We start from the raw sequence: 16558 nt of genomic DNA, 5'->3' as shown, positions 1-16558 counted from the left end.
GCGCTATCCAGAGCGGGCGACGTGGCGGGCCGCGCTCACCACCTCGTGGACGTCGGCCTGTCGGTTCCACAGGAAGACCGCCTCCAGTGGCGGCACGTCCTCCTTGATGGGCACGAAGGTGAGCGCGTCGGGCACCGCGCTGCCCTCGTGGACGCACAGGCTGTAGCCGGCCCCCGCGCCCACCATGTCGATCACCAGGTCATGGGTGGCGGCGGCCGGGCCCAGCCGGGGATGCAGCCGATGCCGGACGAACCCCTCCAGGAACCGCCGGGCCCCGGCGACCGCGTCCGACTCGGGCATGATCAGCGGTTCGCCGGCCAGGTCCGCGAGCGACAGCGCCTCCTGCCCGGCCAGGGGGTGGTCGCGGGGGAGCAGCGCGCGGACCGGGAAGCGGTGGACGAGCATCCGGGCCACGCCCCTCGGCAGCGAGCCGGGGGCATAGCCGAGGCCGGCCTGCAACGTGCCGTCGGCGATGGAGACCAACTGCTCGGCCGTGCTCATCGGCGCGATCCGCACCGGCACGTTCTGGAGCTGCGCGAGCAGCCGGGCGGCCACGTCGGCCAGCCCGTCGGCCACGCCCAGCCGGGCGGTGCGGCCCGTGCCGCGCGCGGCGGCCACGGCCCGTTCGTAGGCGTCGAGCGCGACCGTGGCCTGGGCCAGGAACGCCTCGCCCGCCTCGGTGAGCCGCACGCCGCTGGACGAACGGCTGAACAGCTCGACGCCTATCTCCTTCTCCAGCGCCCTGAGCTGCTCCGACAGCGTGGGCTGCGCGATGTGCAGCGCGGTCGCGGCGCGGCGGAGGCTGCCGGCGCGCGCGATCGCCATCGCGTATCTGACGTAGCGCAGATCCATCTCTCACCTCGGGGTGATGATGATGGGCTATCGGCTGATCACCTCTCCGTATTACAAGACGGGGCAGCCCGCGTGAAGGCATCCAGTCACGGCTTGTGCCTTCCCGCTGCTCAGGACCTCGCCCAACCTGGCGGCGAAGACCTTCGGACGGAAGACGTGGCCGTTGTGGCCGCCCGGAAACTCCGCGTACGGCACCTCTGGCGCCTCGGCCGTCCGCGAACCGAGCAAGCGCTTGTCTTGACGTGTTATCGTGCGGGATGCAGTCCTTCGCCGGGTGCGCGGCCGTGGCCGGGATCGGGATGACCGAGCTGACCAGGCAGTCCGGGCGCACCGAGCTGGAGCTGGCCGCCGAGGCGTGCCGGGCCGCCTGCGCGGACGCCGGGATCGTCCCCGGCGAGGTCGACGGGCTGCTCAGCTACCACATGAACGACTCCGCGCCGGTCGTCCAGGTGGCCCGCGCGCTGGGGATCGAGCGGCTGCGCTGGCACAACGACATCGCCGGCGGCGGGACACAGGCGGCGTCGGTGCTGGGGGACGCGGCCATGCTGATCCACGCCGGCGTGGCCAGGAACGTCCTGGTCTTCCGGGCGCTCAACGGGCGGTCCGGCACGCGGATGAACACCGCCTCCACCGGCCCCCTGGAACGCCACACCTACGGCCTGGCGGGGCCGATCCCGCTGTTCGCCATGGCCGCGACCCGCTACCTGCACGACACCGGGCTCACCGCCGAGCACCTGCACGCCGTGGTCGCCCAGTCCAGGCGCAACGCCGCCGCCAACCCGCGCGCCCTGCGCCGCGAGCCCCTCGACCTGACCGCCTACCTGGCCAAGCCGTACGTCTGCACGCCGCTGCGCACCGCCGACTGCTGCCTGGAGACCGACGGCGCGTGCGCGCTGCTGGTGAGCGGCGTCCTGGACGGCCCGCGCATCCGGGCGGTCGTCCGCGGCGGCGGGCCCGGCTGCTCCTCCATGGACCGCTCGCCGGACGTGACGGCCGTCTTCTCCGCGCACGTCGCGCCGCTGTTGTGGGCGGCGTCCGGGATGCGGCCCGCGGACGTCCGGGCGGCGCTGCTCTACGACGCCTACTCCTGGCTGGTGCCCCGGCAACTGGAGGACTTCGGGCTGGTGGCGCGGGAGGACCTGGGGGCGTACCTGCTGGAGCGGCGGCACGCGTGGGTGAACCCGCACGGCGGCCTGCTGTCGGAGGGGTACGTGCACGGGCTCAACAACGTGGCCCAGGCGGTGCGGGAACTGCGCGCCGGGCGCGAGACCGCCCTGGTGACCGGGTTCGGCGGCAGCTACGGCAGCGCGGCCCTCCTCACCCGGTGAACGTCAGGCAGTGAGCGTCAGGGAGTGAGCGTGAACGCGGCGTGCGAGCTCCGGCCGTCGTCGCCGGGCAGCACGCCGCGGGCCGCCAGCCAGGCCGCCGCGCCCGCCGCGTCGCGCGCCGTGCGCACCCGCTCGCCGGACAGCCGCGCCAGCACGGCCCGGCGCACCGGCCCCTCGTTGGTCAGCACGCTGCCCGCGAGCACGATGTCGCCCGAGACGTGCACCCTGCGCAGGGTGGCCACAAGACGGTCGGCGGCCTCCTCGGCGACCTTGAGCGCCATCGGGTCACCGGCCTCGGCCGCCCGGCTGACCAGGGCGGACAGCGCGGCCAGGCGCATGTGGTCGGCCTGAGCGAGCCGGACGAACCGGTCGGCGACCGCCCGCGGCGACCCCGGACGCTCCTCGCCCAGGACATGCTCGACGACGAGCGCGACCAGGCTGCCCGGCTCGCCCGTCGCACCCCGGTCGAGGGCGGAGACCACGGCCTTGGCGGCGGCGCGGCCGATCCAGAAGCCCGAGCCCTCGTCGCCCAGCAGCCAGCCGAGCCCGTCGGCGATCGTGTCGATGCGGTGGCCGGCGACCCTGGCCGCGACCGCGCCCGTGCCCGACAGCAGCAGCGAGCCGTCGGGCTCGGCGGTGCCGGCGGCGTAGGCCACCGCCACGTCGCGCTCGATCAGCGGGCCCGCCTCGATGCCGTGGCCGGCCCACACCCGGGCCAGCTCGGGAACCAGCGTGTCGACCTGGCCCGCGACCCCGGCCAGCGAGGCCACGACCCGGCCGCCGTCGTGCGACCCCAGCGCCTGCCCGAGCGCCGTGCCGATCGCCGCTACCGCCTTGTCCAGACCGTGTGCCGAGGGGTTGCCGGCGCCCGCCCGCGCGTAGCCGACGCGGGTGCCGTCGAGGGTGTGGACGGAGACGCGCGTCGAGGTGGCTCCCGCGTCGACACCGACCACCAGCGATTTGGTCACGGTCGAATTCTGGGGGTTGACGTGACCGGGAAGCAAGAATAATTTTCGCCAGAAGACCGAGTATTCGGAAGGAATATTCGTGACTTCAGGAGCCCTCGGGCGCGTCGAAACAGAACTGCCCGGTCTGCCGGAGGCGTTGCGCCGGGTCGGCGAGGTGATCCTCGGCGACCCCGCCGAGGCCGCGCGGTCGACCATCATCGCGCTGGCCGAACGGGCGGGCAGCTCGCCCGCCACCGTGACGAGGTTCTGCCGGGCGTTCGGCTTCTCCGGCTACGCCGAGCTGCGGGTCGCCCTCGCCACGGAGACCGGCAGAGCCGCGCAGGCCGGCTGGGGCGCGGGGGTCGGGCACGAGATCGGCCCCGACGACCCGCTCGACTCGGCCATCGAGGTGATGGCCGCCGCCGACGCCAGGCTCATCCAGGACACCGCCGCCCAACTCGACCTCGCTATGGTCGCCCAGGTCGCCGACGCCGTCGTCAGGGCCCGCCGGGTGCTGCTGATCGGCGTCTCCACCAGCGGGAACGTCGCCACCATGCTCGAAGGCAGGCTGCGCCGCATCGGCATCCCGTGCTGGAGCGCCGGCGACGCGCACGTGGCGCTGTCGGAGGCGGCGCTGCTCGGCGCGGACGACGTCGCCATCGGCATCAGCCACCGGGGCCGCACCCGCGAGGTCATGGAGGCGCTGGCCGAGGCGGGCAGCCACGGCGCGACCACGGTCGCCGTCACCTCCTTCGCCCGCTCGCCGCTGGCCGAACTGGCCGGCCTGGTGCTGACGACGGCCAGCAGGGAGACCACGTTCCGGCTGGGCGGGCTGGCGGCCGTGCACTCGCAGATCTTCGTGCTCGACGCCGTCTACGTGGCGGTCGCGCAGCGCACGTACGAGCGCACCAACGAGGCGTTCGAGCTGACGATCAGCGCGGTGGAGAGCCACCGCGTGGAGAGAGGCTGACATGCGGTACGCGTCCAAGGCCCTCGCCCTCGCCGGACAGGTCGCCGAGAGCCAGGCGGAGCCGGTGCGCCGGGCCGCCGCCCTGATCGTCGCCGCGCTGCGCGCCGGCGGGGTGGTCAACGCGTTCGGGTCGGGGCACTCCGAGGCCATCGCCATGGAGATCGCCGGACGGGCCGGCGGCCTGGTGCCCAGCAACCGCCTCTCCCCGCGCGACCTCGTCCTGTACGGCGGCCGGCCGCCGAGCGTGCTCACCCCGGAGCTGGAACGCGACCCGGCCGTCGCCCATGAGATCTACGACCTGGCCCCCGTCGAGCCGCAGGACGTGTTCGTCCTGGTCTCCAGCTCCGGCGTGAACGGCACGGTCGTGGAGCTGGCCACGCTGGTCAAGGAGCGCGGCCACCCGCTTGTCGCGATCACCTCGGTCGCGCACAGCACGCGCATGACCTCGCGCCATCCCTCGGGCGGCAAGCTCATGGACCTGGCCGACGTCGTGCTCGACAACGGCTCCCCGTACGGGGACGCCGTCCTCGACCTGCCGGACGGCGGCACGTACGGCGCGGTCTCCACGATCACCTCGGCGCTGCTCGCGCAGATGGTGGTCACCGAGGCGGTGGAGGAGCTCGTCGCCCTGGGCGAGCGGCCTCCCGTCTACCTGTCGGTCAACGTGACCGGCGGCGACGAGCACAACAAGGCCCTGGAGAGCCGATACGCAGGGCGAATACGACGAGGATCATGAACAGCTAGGAGCCATCAATGCCTGACACCCCCCATATCAGCCGTCGTCAACTCCTGCGCGGCGCGGCCCTCGTCCCCGTCGCGGGGGCGCTGGCCGCCTGTGCCACCCCGGCCGCCAAGCCCACGGCCACCGCCTCGTCCGCGCCGGTGGCGACCAGCGCGGCCAACCCGTTCGGCGTCGCGGACGGCAAGCCGCTGGAGGTGTGGATCTTCGACGGCGGCTTCGGCCAGGACTACGCCAAGAACATCCACGAGCCGCTGTTCAAAGCGAAGTACCCGAAGAGCGAGATCAAGCACAACGCCACCAAGGAGATCACCAAGGTCCTCCAGCCGCGGTTCGCCGGCGGCAACCCGCCGGAGGTGATCGACAACTCCGGCGCCAACTTCATGGACTTCGGCGCCCTGTCCCAGGACGGCCAGCTCCAGGACCTCACCCCCCTGCTCGACGCGCCGAGCTGGGACGACCCCGCCGTCAAGGTCAGGGACACCATCGACCAGTCGGTCATCGACATCGGCACCTACGACGGCAAGTTCAGCGTGCTCGGTTACGTGAACTACATCCACGGCATCTGGTACTCACAGAAGGTGTTCAGGGACAACGGCTGGGAGATCCCCAAGACCTGGGACGAGTTCGTCAAGCTCTGCGAGACGATCAAGAAGTCCGGCAAGATGGCGCCCTTCACGTACGCCGGCAAGTTCCCCCAGTACCTGTACGAGCCGTTGCTGACCATGGCCGCCAAGATCGGCGGCAACGAGGTGCTGGTCAACATCGACAACCTGGAGGACGGCGCCTGGACCACCGAGGCCATGAAGACCGCCGCCGCGGCCTGGGCCGAGGTGGGCGCCAAGTACCTCATGGAGGGCACGACCGGTCTCGACCACGTGCAGACCCAGACGGCCCAGAACAAGTACAAGGTGGCCATGCTGCCGTCCGGGTCGTGGCTGGAGAACGAGCAGAAGAGCACCACCCCGCCCGACTTCGAGTACGGCATGTTCCCGATCCCCGACGTCACCGGCTCCGACAAGATGCCGTACGGCACCCTGCACACCCAGCCCGGCGAGAACTTCATGGTCGCGGCCAGGAGCGCCAACCCGCAGGGCGGCATCGAGTACCTGCGCGGCATGTTGTCGAAGAAGGCGGCCGGCGACTTCAGCGAGATGGTCAAGACGGTGACCGCGGTCAAGGGCGCGACCGAGGGCCGCACGATCTCGCCCGGCGTCACCAGCGCCTCCAAGGCCGTCGCCGACGCGGGCGCCAACACCGTCTACTACCGCTGGAACACCTGGTACGGCCAGCTCAAGGACGAGGGCATCGCGGCCACCGGCGAGCTGATGTCCGGCGGCCTGACGCCGGAGAAGTATCTGGAGCGCATGCAGAAGAAGGCCGACGAGATCAAGAACGACTCCGCGATCAAGAAGTTCAAGCGCTGATGTTGTTCAACAGGTATCGCCGCGGGCTGTTCATCACCGCGTTCCTGGCAGCCCCGGTGATCCTCTACCTCGCCTACGTCATCTCGCCGCTGATCCAGGCGTTCCGCATCGCGATGACCGACTGGCGCGGCGTGACGGCCACGCCGGACTTCATCGGGCTGGACAACTTCGTCCGGCTGTTCAAGGACGGCGTCTTCTGGAAGGCCGTCAGCCACAACGCCATGCTGCTCGTGCTGCTGCCGCTGCTCACGATCGTCATCGCGCTGTTCTTCGCCTTCCTGCTCAACGTGGGCGGGCGCAAGGGCTCCTCGGGCATCGCGGGCTCGAAGTTCTACCGGGTGGTGTTCTTCTTCCCGCAGGTCCTGGCCGTTGCCGTGGTGGGCGTGCTGTTCCAGCAGGTGTTCCGGCCCGACGGCAGCGGCATGCTGAACGGGCCGCTGATCGCGCTCGGCGCCAAGCCGGTCGGCTTCCTGTCCGACCCCGGCGTGGCCTTCTGGTCGGTGCTGGGCGTGCTGGTCTGGCAGGCGGTCGGCTTCTACGTGGTGCTGTTCTCGGCCGGGCTGGCCTCCATCCCGCGCGACATGTTCGAGGCGGCGCAGATCGACGGCGCGGGCCGGTTCAGCCTGTTCTTCCGCATCACGCTGCCGCTGCTGTGGGACACGATCCAGGTGGCCTGGGTCTACCTCGGCATCCTGGCGCTCGACGCGTTCGCGATCGTGTGGGTGATGACCGACCAGCACGGCGGCCCCGACTGGTCGACCACCGTCATGGCCGCCGAGATCTACCGCAACGCCTTCCAGTACTTCCGCTTCGGCTACGCCTCGGCCCTCGGCGTCATGATGTTCTTCTTCACCGTCGGCTTCGCCATCCTCTCGCTGCGCCTGTCACGCCGCGAACGAATCGAGTACTAGATGACAACGACGACCACGTGGACGGTGGCGAACTCCCGCAAACTGGCCCGTCAGGAGCGCCGGCGGCGGCTCGGGCCGATGGCCGTGCTCTCCCACGTCGCGCTCCTGGTGTGGACGGTGCTCGTCGTGGTGCCGATCCTGTGGACCTTCCTGGCCTCGGTGAAGAGCGAGGACGAGATCTTCGGCGAGGCGTGGGGGTTGCCGGCCAAGCTCAACTGGGACAACTTCGCCCGCGCCTGGGAGCAGGCGCACATCGGGCAGTACATGCTCAACAGCGTCATCGTCGTCACCTTCAGCGTGGCCGGGACGATGCTGCTCGGCTCGATGGCCGCGTACGTGCTGGCCCGGTACCCCTTCCGCGCCAACCGGCCGATCTACTTCCTGTTCGTGTCCGGGCTGGCCTTCCCGGTGTACCTGAAGCTGACGCCGCTGTTCTTCGTCGTGCAGAACATGGGGGCGGTGCCGCTGGTGGGGCCGTACATCGGGTTGAACACGCATGCGGGGCTGGTGCTGGTCTACATCGCGTACTCGATGCCGTTCACGGTGTTCTTCCTGACCGCGTTCTTCCGTACGCTGCCCACGGCGGTGGGGGAGGCGGCGATGGTGGACGGCGCCTCGCACACCCGCGTGTTCTTCCAGATCATGTTGCCGATGGCCAGGCCGGGCATCATCAGCATCACGATCTTCAACGTGCTCGGGCAGTGGAACCAGTACCAGCTGCCGCTGGTGTTGCTCCAGGACCGGGACAAATGGGTGCTTACGCAGGGGATCGCTGACATCTCCACGTCCGCGGGGTACGACCAGGACTGGTCGGCGCTGTTCGCCGCGCTGACGTTGGCGATCCTGCCGATGCTGGTGGTCTACACGGTGTTCCAGCGCCAGATCCAGTCCGGCCTGACCTCCGGAGCCCTCAAATAGGGGGACGTCGCCTTCGGCCAATGGTCTTCGCCGATGGGGCGCTTCGCGCCTCGTGAGCTCAGGCGATTCTCCTTGAGGCGCCTGGCGGCGCAACCCCCGCGCATGGCGGCGCCATGGCCCCGCCGGCGCCAGTGCTCTGACCGCGTACGTTCGCCGGATCGGTGGTCGCTTCGTCGGCCCTTGGAGCGGCCTGTGTTTCTGGGAGGCGGTGTCACAAGAAAATTGGTTGCCTGGGGGTCAAAGCTCATGTTGGCTGGCCGGCATGGCTGAACTGCGTACCGAGCGCCTCGTCCTGCGCCGATGGCGTGACTCCGACCTTGAACCGTGGGCGGCCATGAACGCCGATCCCGAGGTCCGGGAGCACTTGGGCGACCTGCTTACCCGCGAACAGAGCGATGCCTCCGTGTCGCAATTTCAGGCCGAGTTCGACCAGCGAGGCTACGGGTGGTGGGCGGTTGAGGTGGAGGCCACGGGCCAGTTCATCGGCTTCGCAGGCTTGGACGAAGTGGACGACCACATGCCGTTCACAGGAGTGGAGATCGGCTGGCGGCTCGCCCGCTCGGCCTGGGGCCAGGGCTACGCCACCGAGGCTGCGCTGACAGTCCTGGCCCACGGCTTCGACGCTCTTGAGCTTCCTGAGATCCTCGCTGTCACAACGGCCACCAACCTTCGTTCCCAGGCGGTGATGCGCCGGATCGGCATGACCCGGGACCCGGCCGACGACTTCGACGACCCCACCGAGCCCGAAGGGCCACTGCGTCCGAACGTGCTGTACCGCATCGCCCGTAGTGCGAGCATCTGACGTTCTCCACCAGGGGCGTTTGATCAGGCTGCGGCGGAGACGGGGCGTCCGCCCCATCGGATGCCTTTCTCGCTGCGGATGCGGATCCGGCCGTCGAGCCATCACTGGCCGCGCGCCGGATTGCCTCCGGCTACGCCGACCTCCGGCGCCTGCACCATCCGTCAGGAATGATCTACTAGACGCTGCCGCCGTAACCGGCCGACCTCAATCGACGTGGGGATGCCTCTGCCGCAGATAGTCGTTGAGCTGTCGCCACTGGGTCGGATGGATGTCGAGCGTGTGCAGTTCGCCCGGCTCGACCCAGCGCACGTCGCTCGCCTCGTCGTTGGCCTCCGGACGGCCGCCGACCGGGCGGGCGATCAGCATCACCTCGTACTCCTGACGGACCTCGCCGTCGGTGTAGGCCACGATGTGGCCCGGGTCGGAGTAGACGCCGAGGAGGCCGGTGGGCTCGACGCGGACGCCGGTCTCCTCCTCCGTCTCCCGTACGGCGCACCGTGAAGGGGTCTCGCCGATCTCCATCTTGCCCATCGGCAACGCCCACTGACCGGTGTCGCGCCGGCGCTGCATGAGGATGCGGCCGGCGTCGTCCACGGTCAACGTCCCGCAGGCCGGCACCAGGCTGTTGGCCTTGGGGGCGTCCGGGTCGTTCCAGTACTCGACTCGTCCCACGGGGAACGCCTCCTCAGACTTGCGCGCCGGACCACGGAACGGCTCCGGCCCGGACTCGCTCGAAGGATGACATGTAGTGCTCGGCCATCGTCCCCCCGTCGAGGCGATGGAAGTGGAAGGTCGGGTTGGCGGAGGCTGGTTCGCCGTACGCGTGCGGGTTGACCAGGATGTCGTCGTCGTAGCGGAACAGCGAGGCGTACAGGGTGGTCGCGTGCAGACGAATCTCGCAGCCATCCACGTCCGGCAGCGTCCGGTAGTAGGTCAAGGATGAGCGGATCTTGGCGGGCAGTGTTCCGCCCAGCCCTTCCTCGCGATCTCGCGTCTCCACCGACTGCGCGTCGGGGGCGCCGAAGCACAACCTGATCGCGACACCGCGCTGCGCGATCTCGCTGAGCAAGCGGGCGATCCGGGGTTGCGTCTGGGCGTAGAACGTCCCTGAGAAGACGAGGACGTCCACCCGCTCCTGAGCGTCGGTGAGTAGCCGTAGCCAGAGCTCACGAGGCACGCCGGCACGGTCGGGAAAGACCTCCACGAGCTCCGACCGGTTCGCCCTGCCTCGGCGAGCCTGGAAGGTCCGCTCACACTGGCTTCACTTGGCGTACCGGTCCGGGGCCGGGAAGAGCGGCACGGCGAGTCGCTCTCCGCTGCGCGGAACCGCGCAGGTCGCATCAGAGCGCCGCGCTCACCGCCGGAGCACGGGCGTGAGCCTGACGGTCCAGGAAGTTCTCGGCGGGTTTCCCGGGTGGCGGATCACCGACGTGACCGGCGGCTGGGTCGCGTTCCGTGTCCCCCTCGTGTCCCGTGACAGCGGGCTCTCCAACGTCCGCTGCGGGGCGACCCTGGCGGAACTGGCCGGGAACCTCCAGGCCGAGAGCAGGCTGCGACAGCCATGTTCACCTGAGCCGCCGGCCTAACCCTGGGTGACGGCCTTGTGGACGTCGCTGAGGAAGCGTTCGATCGTGGCCTGTTCGGTGGTGTCGTACCGGCCCATGAGGGCGACGATCTCCTGGATGAGCGGGCCGAAGAAGCTCCAGCCGAGCGTGACGGCGCTCTCGTCGACCTTCAGCAGCACCCGCCGCCGGTCCCGGGTGTCGCGTTCCCGGCGGACGTGACCGAGCCGTTCCAGACGGTCCACCACCGCCGTGGTGCCCGCGGAGTTGAGGCCGAGGTGTGTGCCCAGCGTTCCGGGGGTGGCGGGGGTGCCGGTGCGGGCGGCGTCGAGGAGGCAGATGAGGGCGCGTACGTCGGTCGGGTGCAGGGCGTGCGCGGCGGCGAACCGCTCGCCCATGCGGTCGAGTTCCACGGTGACGGCGCGCAGCAGATGGACCAGCCGCATCCCGGCGTCCTGGTCGTGCACGGTCGCGGCATGCTCCGGCGGCGGCGTCGTCATGCCACCAGTATGGCATTATCTCGCCCAGCGAGATTATTGCTGAGCAAGCTATTCAGTTAGGTGCGGCATGTCGGACTTCCTCTCCGCCTACGACGCGGTCCTCGAACGCTGGCCGGTTCCGGTCGAGCCGATCGACCTGGTCTCGGCGTACGGCACGACCCGGGTGAACGCGTGCGGCCCCGCCGACGGCCCGCCGCTGGTCCTGCTGCACGGCGGCGGCACCACGGCGGCGATGTGGTTCGCCAACGTCGCCGCGTTCGCCCGCCGCCATCGCGTGTACGCCGTCGACCGCATCGGCGAGCCGGGACGGAGCATCCGCGGCGAACGCCCCCCGCGCAGCGCCGGCGACCTGCTCGGCTGGCTGGACGGCGTGCTCGACGGCCTCGGCATCGACAGCGCCGCGGTGTGCGGACACTCCTACGGCGGGTGGATCGCCCTGACGTACGCGCTCCACGCACCCCGGCGGGTCGAGCGGCTCGTCCTGCTCGACCCGACGCAGTGCTTCGGCGGGTTCCGGGCCGGATACCTGGCCCGCGCGCTGCCCACCCTGCTGCGGCCGACGGCCTCGCGCGCCCGGGCCTTCCTGGAGTGGGAGACCGGCGGCGCGCCCGCCGACCCCGCCTGGCTGCGGCTCTACGGCCTGGCCGCGGAGTTCCCGGACACGAAGGTCGTCACCGGGAAACGGCCCGAGCCCGGATCGCTGCGCGGGCTCACCACGCCCGCCCTCGTGCTCGTCGCCGGCCGCGGCAAGGCGCACTCCCCGCACCGCGTCGCGTCGGCCGCCGCCCGCCTGCTGCCGGGCGCGCGGACCGCGGTGCTGCCGCGCCTGTCCCATCACGCGATGCCGTGGCACGAGCCCGCCGACCTCAACGCCCGCGTCGTCGACTTCCTCGACGGACGAGCCACCTGACCCGACGCCCCTCGAAGGCGCGCCAGGACGCCCGTCTCGCCGCCCCGGAACCTAGACTCCTGGGCATTCCGCGACGCAGCAGGCCGTGAGGAGACTCCCATGCCATCCGCGCCCGAACAGGAATCACTCGCCGCCCTCGCGACCCGTCACGGGCTGCGGCGATCCATGGCCCGCCCGGACATGCGCGTCTACCTGCGCCGATTATGGGAACGCCGGCACTTCATCCTGGTGTACGCGACCTCGCGCACCGCCTCGAAGTACTCCGCCTCCGCGCTCGGTCAACTCTGGCAGGTGGTGACGCCGCTGCTGAACGCCGGCATCTACTGGGTCATGTTCGGCCTCGTCCTGGGCGGACACGAGCACATCGAGAACTATGCGGCCTTCCTCGTCACGGGGATGTTCGTCTTCACCTACAGCCAGCGGTCGGCCTCGGCGGGGGCCAAGTCCGTCTCGGGGAACCTCTCGCTCATCCGCGCCCTGCACTTCCCCCGCGCCGCGCTGCCCCTGGCCTACACCCTTCAGGAACTGCGGCAGGCGGCCGTCTCCATGGGGGTGCTGCTCGTCCTCGTGGTCGTCATGGGGGAGTTCCCCACCTGGTTCTGGCTGCTGGTCCCGGTCGCCCTGCTCCTGCAGACGATGTTCAACATCGGGCTGAGCCTGGTCCTGGCGCGTCTGGGGGCCTCGCTGCGCGACGTGAACCAGCTCCTGCCGTTCGTCCTGCGGACCTGGCTGTACGCCTCCGGGGTCTTCTTCTCGATCCAGTACAAGATCGTGGGATATCCGGACCCGGTCACCGGCGAGCCGGTCGGCGGGGTCGGGCTGCCGCAGTGGGTGGCCGACGTCATGTATCTCAACCCGGCCGCCTCCACCATCGAGTTCATGCGCGACATCCTGATCCACGCCTCCAGCCCTCGCCCGCTCGTCTGGCTGAGCTGCGCGTTCTGGGCGGCCGCCGGACTGACCCTCGGGCTCTGGTACTTCTGGCGGGCCGAGGACACGTACGGGCGCGGGTGAGGGCCGGAAAAGGGTTCGCGCGCGGGGGGCGTGCTCTGGTTTGCTCCACATCATGACGTCTGCGTGGGTCGGCGAGCGCGTGCGCCTGAGGGCCATCGAACCGGAGGACTGGGCGGCGCTCTTCGCCTTCGAGGAGGACACCGACGCGGCCAGGAACGGCTGGCGGCTGCCTCCGCCCCGCTCGGCCGCCCAGGCCCAGAAGTGGGCCAGGGAGCTGGCCGAGCAGGAGTCCGACATGGACGAGCTACGCCTGGTGATCGCCGACGCCGGCGACAACCGGCCGGTCGGCATGCTCAACACGCACGAGGTCGAGCGCATGCACGGCACGTTCTGCTACGGCATCTCCATCGGCACGCCCCACCATCGCAAGGGCTACGCCAGCGAGGCGATCGTCCTGCTGCTGCGCTACATGTTCGCCGAGCGCCGCTTCCAGAAGGCCGAGGCGTGGGTCTACAGCTCCAACGACCCGTCGCAGGCCCTGCACCGGCGGCTCGGCTTCGTCGAGGAGGGCCGCCGGCGCAGGAGCCGCTTCGCCGCCGGGCGTTACGACGACGGGATCCTGTTCGGGATGACGGTCGAGGAGTTCACCGAGCGCTACGGCTGAAGCTCGGCCCGCAGCCGCCCGGTCGCCTCGACGACGTGCGCCAGCGAGGCTTCCACCTGCTCGTACGTGCGCGTCTTCAGCCCGCAGTCGGGGTTGACCCAGACCCGCTCGGCCGGCAGCGCCGCCAGCGTCCTGCGCAGCAGGTCCTCGACCTCGTCCGCGCCGGGCACGCGCGGGGAGTGGATGTCGTACACGCCGGGGCCGAGGCCGCGGCCGAACGCGCGCACCGCGCCCAGGATGCGCGCCCCCGAGCGGGCCGACTCGATCGTGGTGACGTCGGCGTCCAGGCCGTCGATGGCGGCCAGGATCTGGTCGGCGTCCGAATAGCACAGGTGGGTGTGGATCTGGGTGCGGTCGGCCGCGCCCGAGGTGGCCCGCCGGTACGCCGCCACCGCCCACTCCAGGTAGTCGGCCTGCGCGGCCCGCCGCAGCGGCAGCAGCTCGCGCAGGGCGGGCTCGTCCACCTGGATGATCGACACCCCGGCCGCCTCCAGGTCGCGCACCTCCTCGCGCACCGCGTCGGCCACCTGGAACACCACGTCCCGCAGCGGCAGGTCGTCGCGGACGAACGACCAGGCCACGATCGTCACCGGCCCGGTGAGCATGCCCTTGACCGGCTTGGCGGTGAGCGACTGCGCGTAGGAGGCCCAGCGCACGGTGATGGGCCCGGGACGGCCGACGTCGCCGTGCAGGATCGGCGGCCGGGTGCAGCGCGACCCGTACGACTGGACCCAGCCGTTCCTGGTGACCGCGAACCCGTCCAGGTGCTCGGCGAAGTACTGCACCATGTCGTTGCGCTCGGGCTCGCCGTGCACGAGCACGTCCAGGCCGAGGCGTTCCTGCACCCTGACGACGCGCTCGATCTCGGCCTCGACGCGCCGCTCGTAGTCCTCCTCCGGCAGCGTCCCGGCCACCACGGCTGCCCGCGCCGCGCGCAGCTCGCCGGTCTGCGGGAACGAGCCGATGGTGGTGATCGGCAGCACGGGCAGGCCCAGGTGGGCGGCCTGGGCGGCGGCCCGCACCGGGTACGGCGCCCGCTCCTGCGGCGCGGCCGGCGCGGTCAGCGGCACCGAGGGCGCGGCCGGGACCGGCCCCCGGAAGTCCGGCCCCTCGGCGACGGTGAGGGCCAGCGCCACCACCTCGGCCACCTTCTGCTCGGCGAACGCCAGCCGTTCCCGCAGCGCCGGATCGAGGTCGGGCTCGGCGTCCACGTCGTAGGGCACGTGCAGCAGCGAGCAGGACGTGCTCACCGTCACCCGGTCCGCGCGCACGCCGCCGAGGGCGGCCAGGGCGCGTTCCGGCGAGGTGCGCCACACGTCGCGGCCCGACACCACGCCCGCGACCACGGTCTTGCCCGGCAGGTCGGGCATGGCGCCGCCGCGCACCAGGTCCACGCCGACCGCCTCGACGGGCGTGCCGGCCAGCACCGGCAGCGCGGGCCCGAGGTCGCCGAAGTAGGAGGCCACGAACAGCCCCGGGCGGACGGCCGCCGACCCCAGCCGGTCGTAGGCGAGCCGCACGGCCGCCAGCTCCTCGGGCGTGCGGTCGCCGACCAGCGCCGGCTCGTCGAGCTGCACCCATTCGACGCCTTCGGCGGCCAGCGCCGCGAGCAGCTCCTCGTAGCAGCCGAGCACGTCCTCCAGCCGCTCGGGCGCCCCGGCCAGCAGCAGGAACGTCACCGGCCCGACCACGACGGGCCGCGTCTCGTAGCCCAGTGCGCGGGCCTCGCGCACCTCGGCGAGCGGCTTGGCGGCGTCCAGCTTGAAGACGGTCTCCGGGCCGATCTCCGGCACGATGTAGTGGTAGTTGGTGTCGAACCACTTCGTCATCCGCAGCGGCGCCAGCCCCTCGGTGCCCCTGGCCATCGCGAAGTAGGGGTCCTCGGCCGCGCGGTAACGCTCGGGCACCGCGCCCAGCAGCACCGCCGTGTCCAGCACGTGGTCGTACAGGGAGAAGGTGTTGGACGGCAGCCCGTCCAGGCCCAGCTCGGCCAGCCGCCGCCAGGTCCGCTCCCTGATCTCCGTGCCCGTCCGCTCCAGCTCCGCGCGGCCGGACCGCCCGTCCCAGTACGACTCCAGGGCCCGCTTCAGCTCCCGTCGCGGCCCGATCCTCGGGTACCCGAGCACCGTGGACGTGGGGAATGGCGACATCTCAGCTCCTCGATCACGTCGGTCAGATGCGGGAATCGTGTCCGGCGGGACCGAGGTGGTGCATCATCGATAAGTGCTGCTTATGCTCAAGGAGATCCACTGCTTCCTCCTGGTCGCCGAGCGGCTCGGCTTCTCGGCCGCCGCCGCCGACCTGGGCATGTCGCAGCCCGCCGTGAGCCAGGCCATCACCCGGCTCGAACGCGCGGCCGGGGTCAGGCTCTTCGAGCGCAACGCCCGCGAGGTGCGGTTGACCGCCGAGGGCAAGGGCCTGCTGCCGTACGCCCGGCAGGTGCTCGAATCGGCCCAGGCGTTCACCGCGGAAGCCGCCAGACTGGCCCGGCCGACGATTCACCTGGCTTATCCACCGCTGGTTGGCACGCTCGCCGCGCGCATCGCCAGACGGCTGGCCGGGCGCGCCCCGGCGATCGGCGTGGAACTCGTCGTGGCCGGACGGGGCGCCGCGGCCCAGGCCCTGGGCGGCGGGGAGGTCTCGGCCGCGATCCTGGCCACGCCGGCGCCCGCGCAGTTCGTCACGGCGGCCCGCTTCCACGTGTCCGTCGACCATCTGGCCGTCCCGCTCGGGCACCGGCTGGCCGGGCACGGCAGGGTCACGCCGGACGACCTGGGCGGCCAGGTGCTGCTGACGCCGGGGAGCCGGCCGTGGGCGGGGCTGCCGGGGCGTGCGCGGATGGTGGCCGACGACGACTTCGCCGCCGCGCTCGACCTGGTGGCCGCCGGGGCGGGGGTGCTGCCGATCCCGCAGCTCCTGGTCAGGTCCGTCAGACGGGACGACGTGCGGTTCGTGCCGCTGGAGGCGGGGGAGCTGCGCATCACCTACGCGCTGGCCTGGGCGCGGGAGCGCGTGACGCCGGAGCTGATGGCGCTGGTGCAGGCGGTGCAGGACGCGCTCTGGACCAGATGAGG

The 16558-nt window shown here is 71.3% G+C and carries 17 protein-coding genes; 11 read left to right on the top strand and 6 right to left on the bottom strand.

Going from position 1 to position 16558, the window contains the following annotated elements; all coding sequences use genetic code 11:
- Window positions 1-3: 3 nt before the first annotated feature.
- Window positions 4-852, bottom strand: coding sequence for a LysR substrate-binding domain-containing protein (locus tag ACIBQ6_RS24970; RefSeq protein WP_397160974.1), 849 nt, complete (start codon window positions 850-852; stop codon window positions 4-6).
- Between the two features lie 257 nt (window positions 853-1109).
- Between ACIBQ6_RS24970 and ACIBQ6_RS24965 the strand changes: the two genes are divergently transcribed.
- Window positions 1110-2180 (top strand): thiolase C-terminal domain-containing protein, encoded by a 1071-nt coding sequence (locus tag ACIBQ6_RS24965; protein ID WP_397214746.1) that lies wholly within the window; start codon window positions 1110-1112, stop codon window positions 2178-2180.
- Between the two features lie 17 nt (window positions 2181-2197).
- Here the strand turns inward: ACIBQ6_RS24965 and ACIBQ6_RS24960 are convergent, their stop codons facing one another.
- Window positions 2198-3148 carry an N-acetylglucosamine kinase gene (locus tag ACIBQ6_RS24960; protein WP_397214744.1) on the bottom strand — a complete coding sequence of 317 codons (951 nt, stop codon included), beginning with the start codon at window positions 3146-3148 and terminating at the stop codon, window positions 2198-2200.
- A 79-nt stretch (window positions 3149-3227) separates the two neighbouring features.
- On the opposite strand from ACIBQ6_RS24960, the gene ACIBQ6_RS24955 reads away from it, so the two are divergent.
- The 6 genes from ACIBQ6_RS24955 to ACIBQ6_RS24930 all read left to right on the top strand — a co-directional run bounded on the left by ACIBQ6_RS24955 (window position 3228) and on the right by ACIBQ6_RS24930 (window position 8894).
- On the top strand, window positions 3228-4097 hold the full coding sequence (locus tag ACIBQ6_RS24955) for a MurR/RpiR family transcriptional regulator (RefSeq protein WP_358298526.1): 870 nt from the start codon (window positions 3228-3230) through the stop codon (window positions 4095-4097).
- 1 nt (window position 4098) lies between these two features.
- The gene (locus ACIBQ6_RS24950) at window positions 4099-4833 is read left to right on the top strand and encodes a sugar isomerase domain-containing protein (RefSeq protein ID WP_397214742.1); all 735 of its coding nucleotides are present in this window, start codon (window positions 4099-4101) and stop codon (window positions 4831-4833) included.
- Window positions 4834-4850: 17 nt separating this feature from the next.
- Window positions 4851-6263 (top strand): N-acetylglucosamine/diacetylchitobiose ABC transporter substrate-binding protein, encoded by a 1413-nt coding sequence (gene ngcE, locus ACIBQ6_RS24945; protein ID WP_397214740.1) that lies wholly within the window; start codon window positions 4851-4853, stop codon window positions 6261-6263.
- Window positions 6263-7174, top strand: a complete 912-nt coding sequence (locus tag ACIBQ6_RS24940) for a sugar ABC transporter permease (protein ID WP_352319946.1) — start codon at window positions 6263-6265, stop codon at window positions 7172-7174. Before ngcE ends, ACIBQ6_RS24940 begins: the two co-directional genes overlap by 1 nt.
- Window positions 7175-8092 (top strand): carbohydrate ABC transporter permease, encoded by a 918-nt coding sequence (locus ACIBQ6_RS24935; protein WP_352363084.1) that lies wholly within the window; start codon window positions 7175-7177, stop codon window positions 8090-8092.
- Between the two features lie 262 nt (window positions 8093-8354).
- On the top strand, window positions 8355-8894 hold the full coding sequence (locus ACIBQ6_RS24930) for a GNAT family N-acetyltransferase (protein WP_397214738.1): 540 nt from the start codon (window positions 8355-8357) through the stop codon (window positions 8892-8894).
- Between the two features lie 204 nt (window positions 8895-9098).
- Here ACIBQ6_RS24930 and ACIBQ6_RS24925 read toward each other — a convergent pair whose 3' ends face one another.
- The 3 genes from ACIBQ6_RS24925 to ACIBQ6_RS24915 all read right to left on the bottom strand — a co-directional run bounded on the left by ACIBQ6_RS24925 (window position 9099) and on the right by ACIBQ6_RS24915 (window position 10956).
- Window positions 9099-9566 carry an NUDIX domain-containing protein gene (locus ACIBQ6_RS24925; protein WP_358298518.1) on the bottom strand — a complete coding sequence of 156 codons (468 nt, stop codon included), beginning with the start codon at window positions 9564-9566 and terminating at the stop codon, window positions 9099-9101.
- Between the two features lie 13 nt (window positions 9567-9579).
- Window positions 9580-10023, bottom strand: a complete 444-nt coding sequence (locus ACIBQ6_RS24920; RefSeq protein WP_397214736.1) for a hypothetical protein — start codon at window positions 10021-10023, stop codon at window positions 9580-9582.
- 453 nt (window positions 10024-10476) lie between these two features.
- Entirely contained in the window at window positions 10477-10956 is a 480-nt protein-coding gene (locus tag ACIBQ6_RS24915) for a MarR family winged helix-turn-helix transcriptional regulator (protein WP_397214734.1), read from the bottom strand.
- Window positions 10957-11023: 67 nt separating this feature from the next.
- Between ACIBQ6_RS24915 and ACIBQ6_RS24910 the strand changes: the two genes are divergently transcribed.
- From ACIBQ6_RS24910 to ACIBQ6_RS24900, 3 genes are all read left to right on the top strand, one after another.
- On the top strand, window positions 11024-11866 hold the full coding sequence (locus tag ACIBQ6_RS24910; RefSeq protein WP_397214732.1) for an alpha/beta fold hydrolase: 843 nt from the start codon (window positions 11024-11026) through the stop codon (window positions 11864-11866).
- Between the two features lie 99 nt (window positions 11867-11965).
- Window positions 11966-12880, top strand: coding sequence for an ABC transporter permease (locus tag ACIBQ6_RS24905; RefSeq protein WP_397214730.1), 915 nt, complete (start codon window positions 11966-11968; stop codon window positions 12878-12880).
- 52 nt (window positions 12881-12932) lie between these two features.
- The gene (locus tag ACIBQ6_RS24900) at window positions 12933-13484 is read left to right on the top strand and encodes a GNAT family N-acetyltransferase (RefSeq protein ID WP_397214728.1); all 552 of its coding nucleotides are present in this window, start codon (window positions 12933-12935) and stop codon (window positions 13482-13484) included.
- Here ACIBQ6_RS24900 and metE read toward each other — a convergent pair.
- Window positions 13475-15634, bottom strand: a complete 2160-nt coding sequence (metE, locus tag ACIBQ6_RS24895; protein WP_397214726.1) for a 5-methyltetrahydropteroyltriglutamate--homocysteine S-methyltransferase — start codon at window positions 15632-15634, stop codon at window positions 13475-13477. The genes ACIBQ6_RS24900 and metE overlap by 10 nt on opposite strands.
- A gap of 82 nt (window positions 15635-15716) precedes the next feature.
- On the opposite strand from metE, the gene ACIBQ6_RS24890 reads away from it, so the two are divergent.
- Window positions 15717-16556, top strand: a complete 840-nt coding sequence (locus ACIBQ6_RS24890; RefSeq protein WP_358298691.1) for a LysR family transcriptional regulator — start codon at window positions 15717-15719, stop codon at window positions 16554-16556.
- The last annotated feature ends 2 nt before the right edge of the window (window positions 16557-16558 follow it).

The sequence above is a fragment of the Nonomuraea sp. NPDC049655 genome (genome assembly GCF_044465465.1).
Taxonomy (GTDB): domain Bacteria; phylum Actinomycetota; class Actinomycetes; order Streptosporangiales; family Streptosporangiaceae; genus Nonomuraea.
This window is presented reverse-complemented; position numbering and strand designations above follow the sequence as displayed.

Coding starts and splice junctions, on each gene's coding strand:
- ACIBQ6_RS24910 (WP_397214732.1), top strand. CDS start 11,024: ATGTCGGACTTCCTCTCCGCCTACGACGCGGTCCTCGAACGCTGGCCG.
- ngcE (WP_397214740.1), top strand. CDS start 4,851: ATGCCTGACACCCCCCATATCAGCCGTCGTCAACTCCTGCGCGGCGCG.
- metE (WP_397214726.1), bottom strand. CDS start 15,634: ATGTCGCCATTCCCCACGTCCACGGTGCTCGGGTACCCGAGGATCGGG.
- ACIBQ6_RS24930 (WP_397214738.1), top strand. CDS start 8,355: ATGGCTGAACTGCGTACCGAGCGCCTCGTCCTGCGCCGATGGCGTGAC.
- ACIBQ6_RS24900 (WP_397214728.1), top strand. CDS start 12,933: ATGACGTCTGCGTGGGTCGGCGAGCGCGTGCGCCTGAGGGCCATCGAA.
- ACIBQ6_RS24970 (WP_397160974.1), bottom strand. CDS start 852: ATGGATCTGCGCTACGTCAGATACGCGATGGCGATCGCGCGCGCCGGC.
- ACIBQ6_RS24965 (WP_397214746.1), top strand. CDS start 1,110: ATGCAGTCCTTCGCCGGGTGCGCGGCCGTGGCCGGGATCGGGATGACC.
- ACIBQ6_RS24905 (WP_397214730.1), top strand. CDS start 11,966: ATGCCATCCGCGCCCGAACAGGAATCACTCGCCGCCCTCGCGACCCGT.
- ACIBQ6_RS24890 (WP_358298691.1), top strand. CDS start 15,717: ATGCTCAAGGAGATCCACTGCTTCCTCCTGGTCGCCGAGCGGCTCGGC.
- ACIBQ6_RS24940 (WP_352319946.1), top strand. CDS start 6,263: ATGTTGTTCAACAGGTATCGCCGCGGGCTGTTCATCACCGCGTTCCTG.
- ACIBQ6_RS24935 (WP_352363084.1), top strand. CDS start 7,175: ATGACAACGACGACCACGTGGACGGTGGCGAACTCCCGCAAACTGGCC.
- ACIBQ6_RS24950 (WP_397214742.1), top strand. CDS start 4,099: ATGCGGTACGCGTCCAAGGCCCTCGCCCTCGCCGGACAGGTCGCCGAG.
- ACIBQ6_RS24915 (WP_397214734.1), bottom strand. CDS start 10,956: ATGACGACGCCGCCGCCGGAGCATGCCGCGACCGTGCACGACCAGGAC.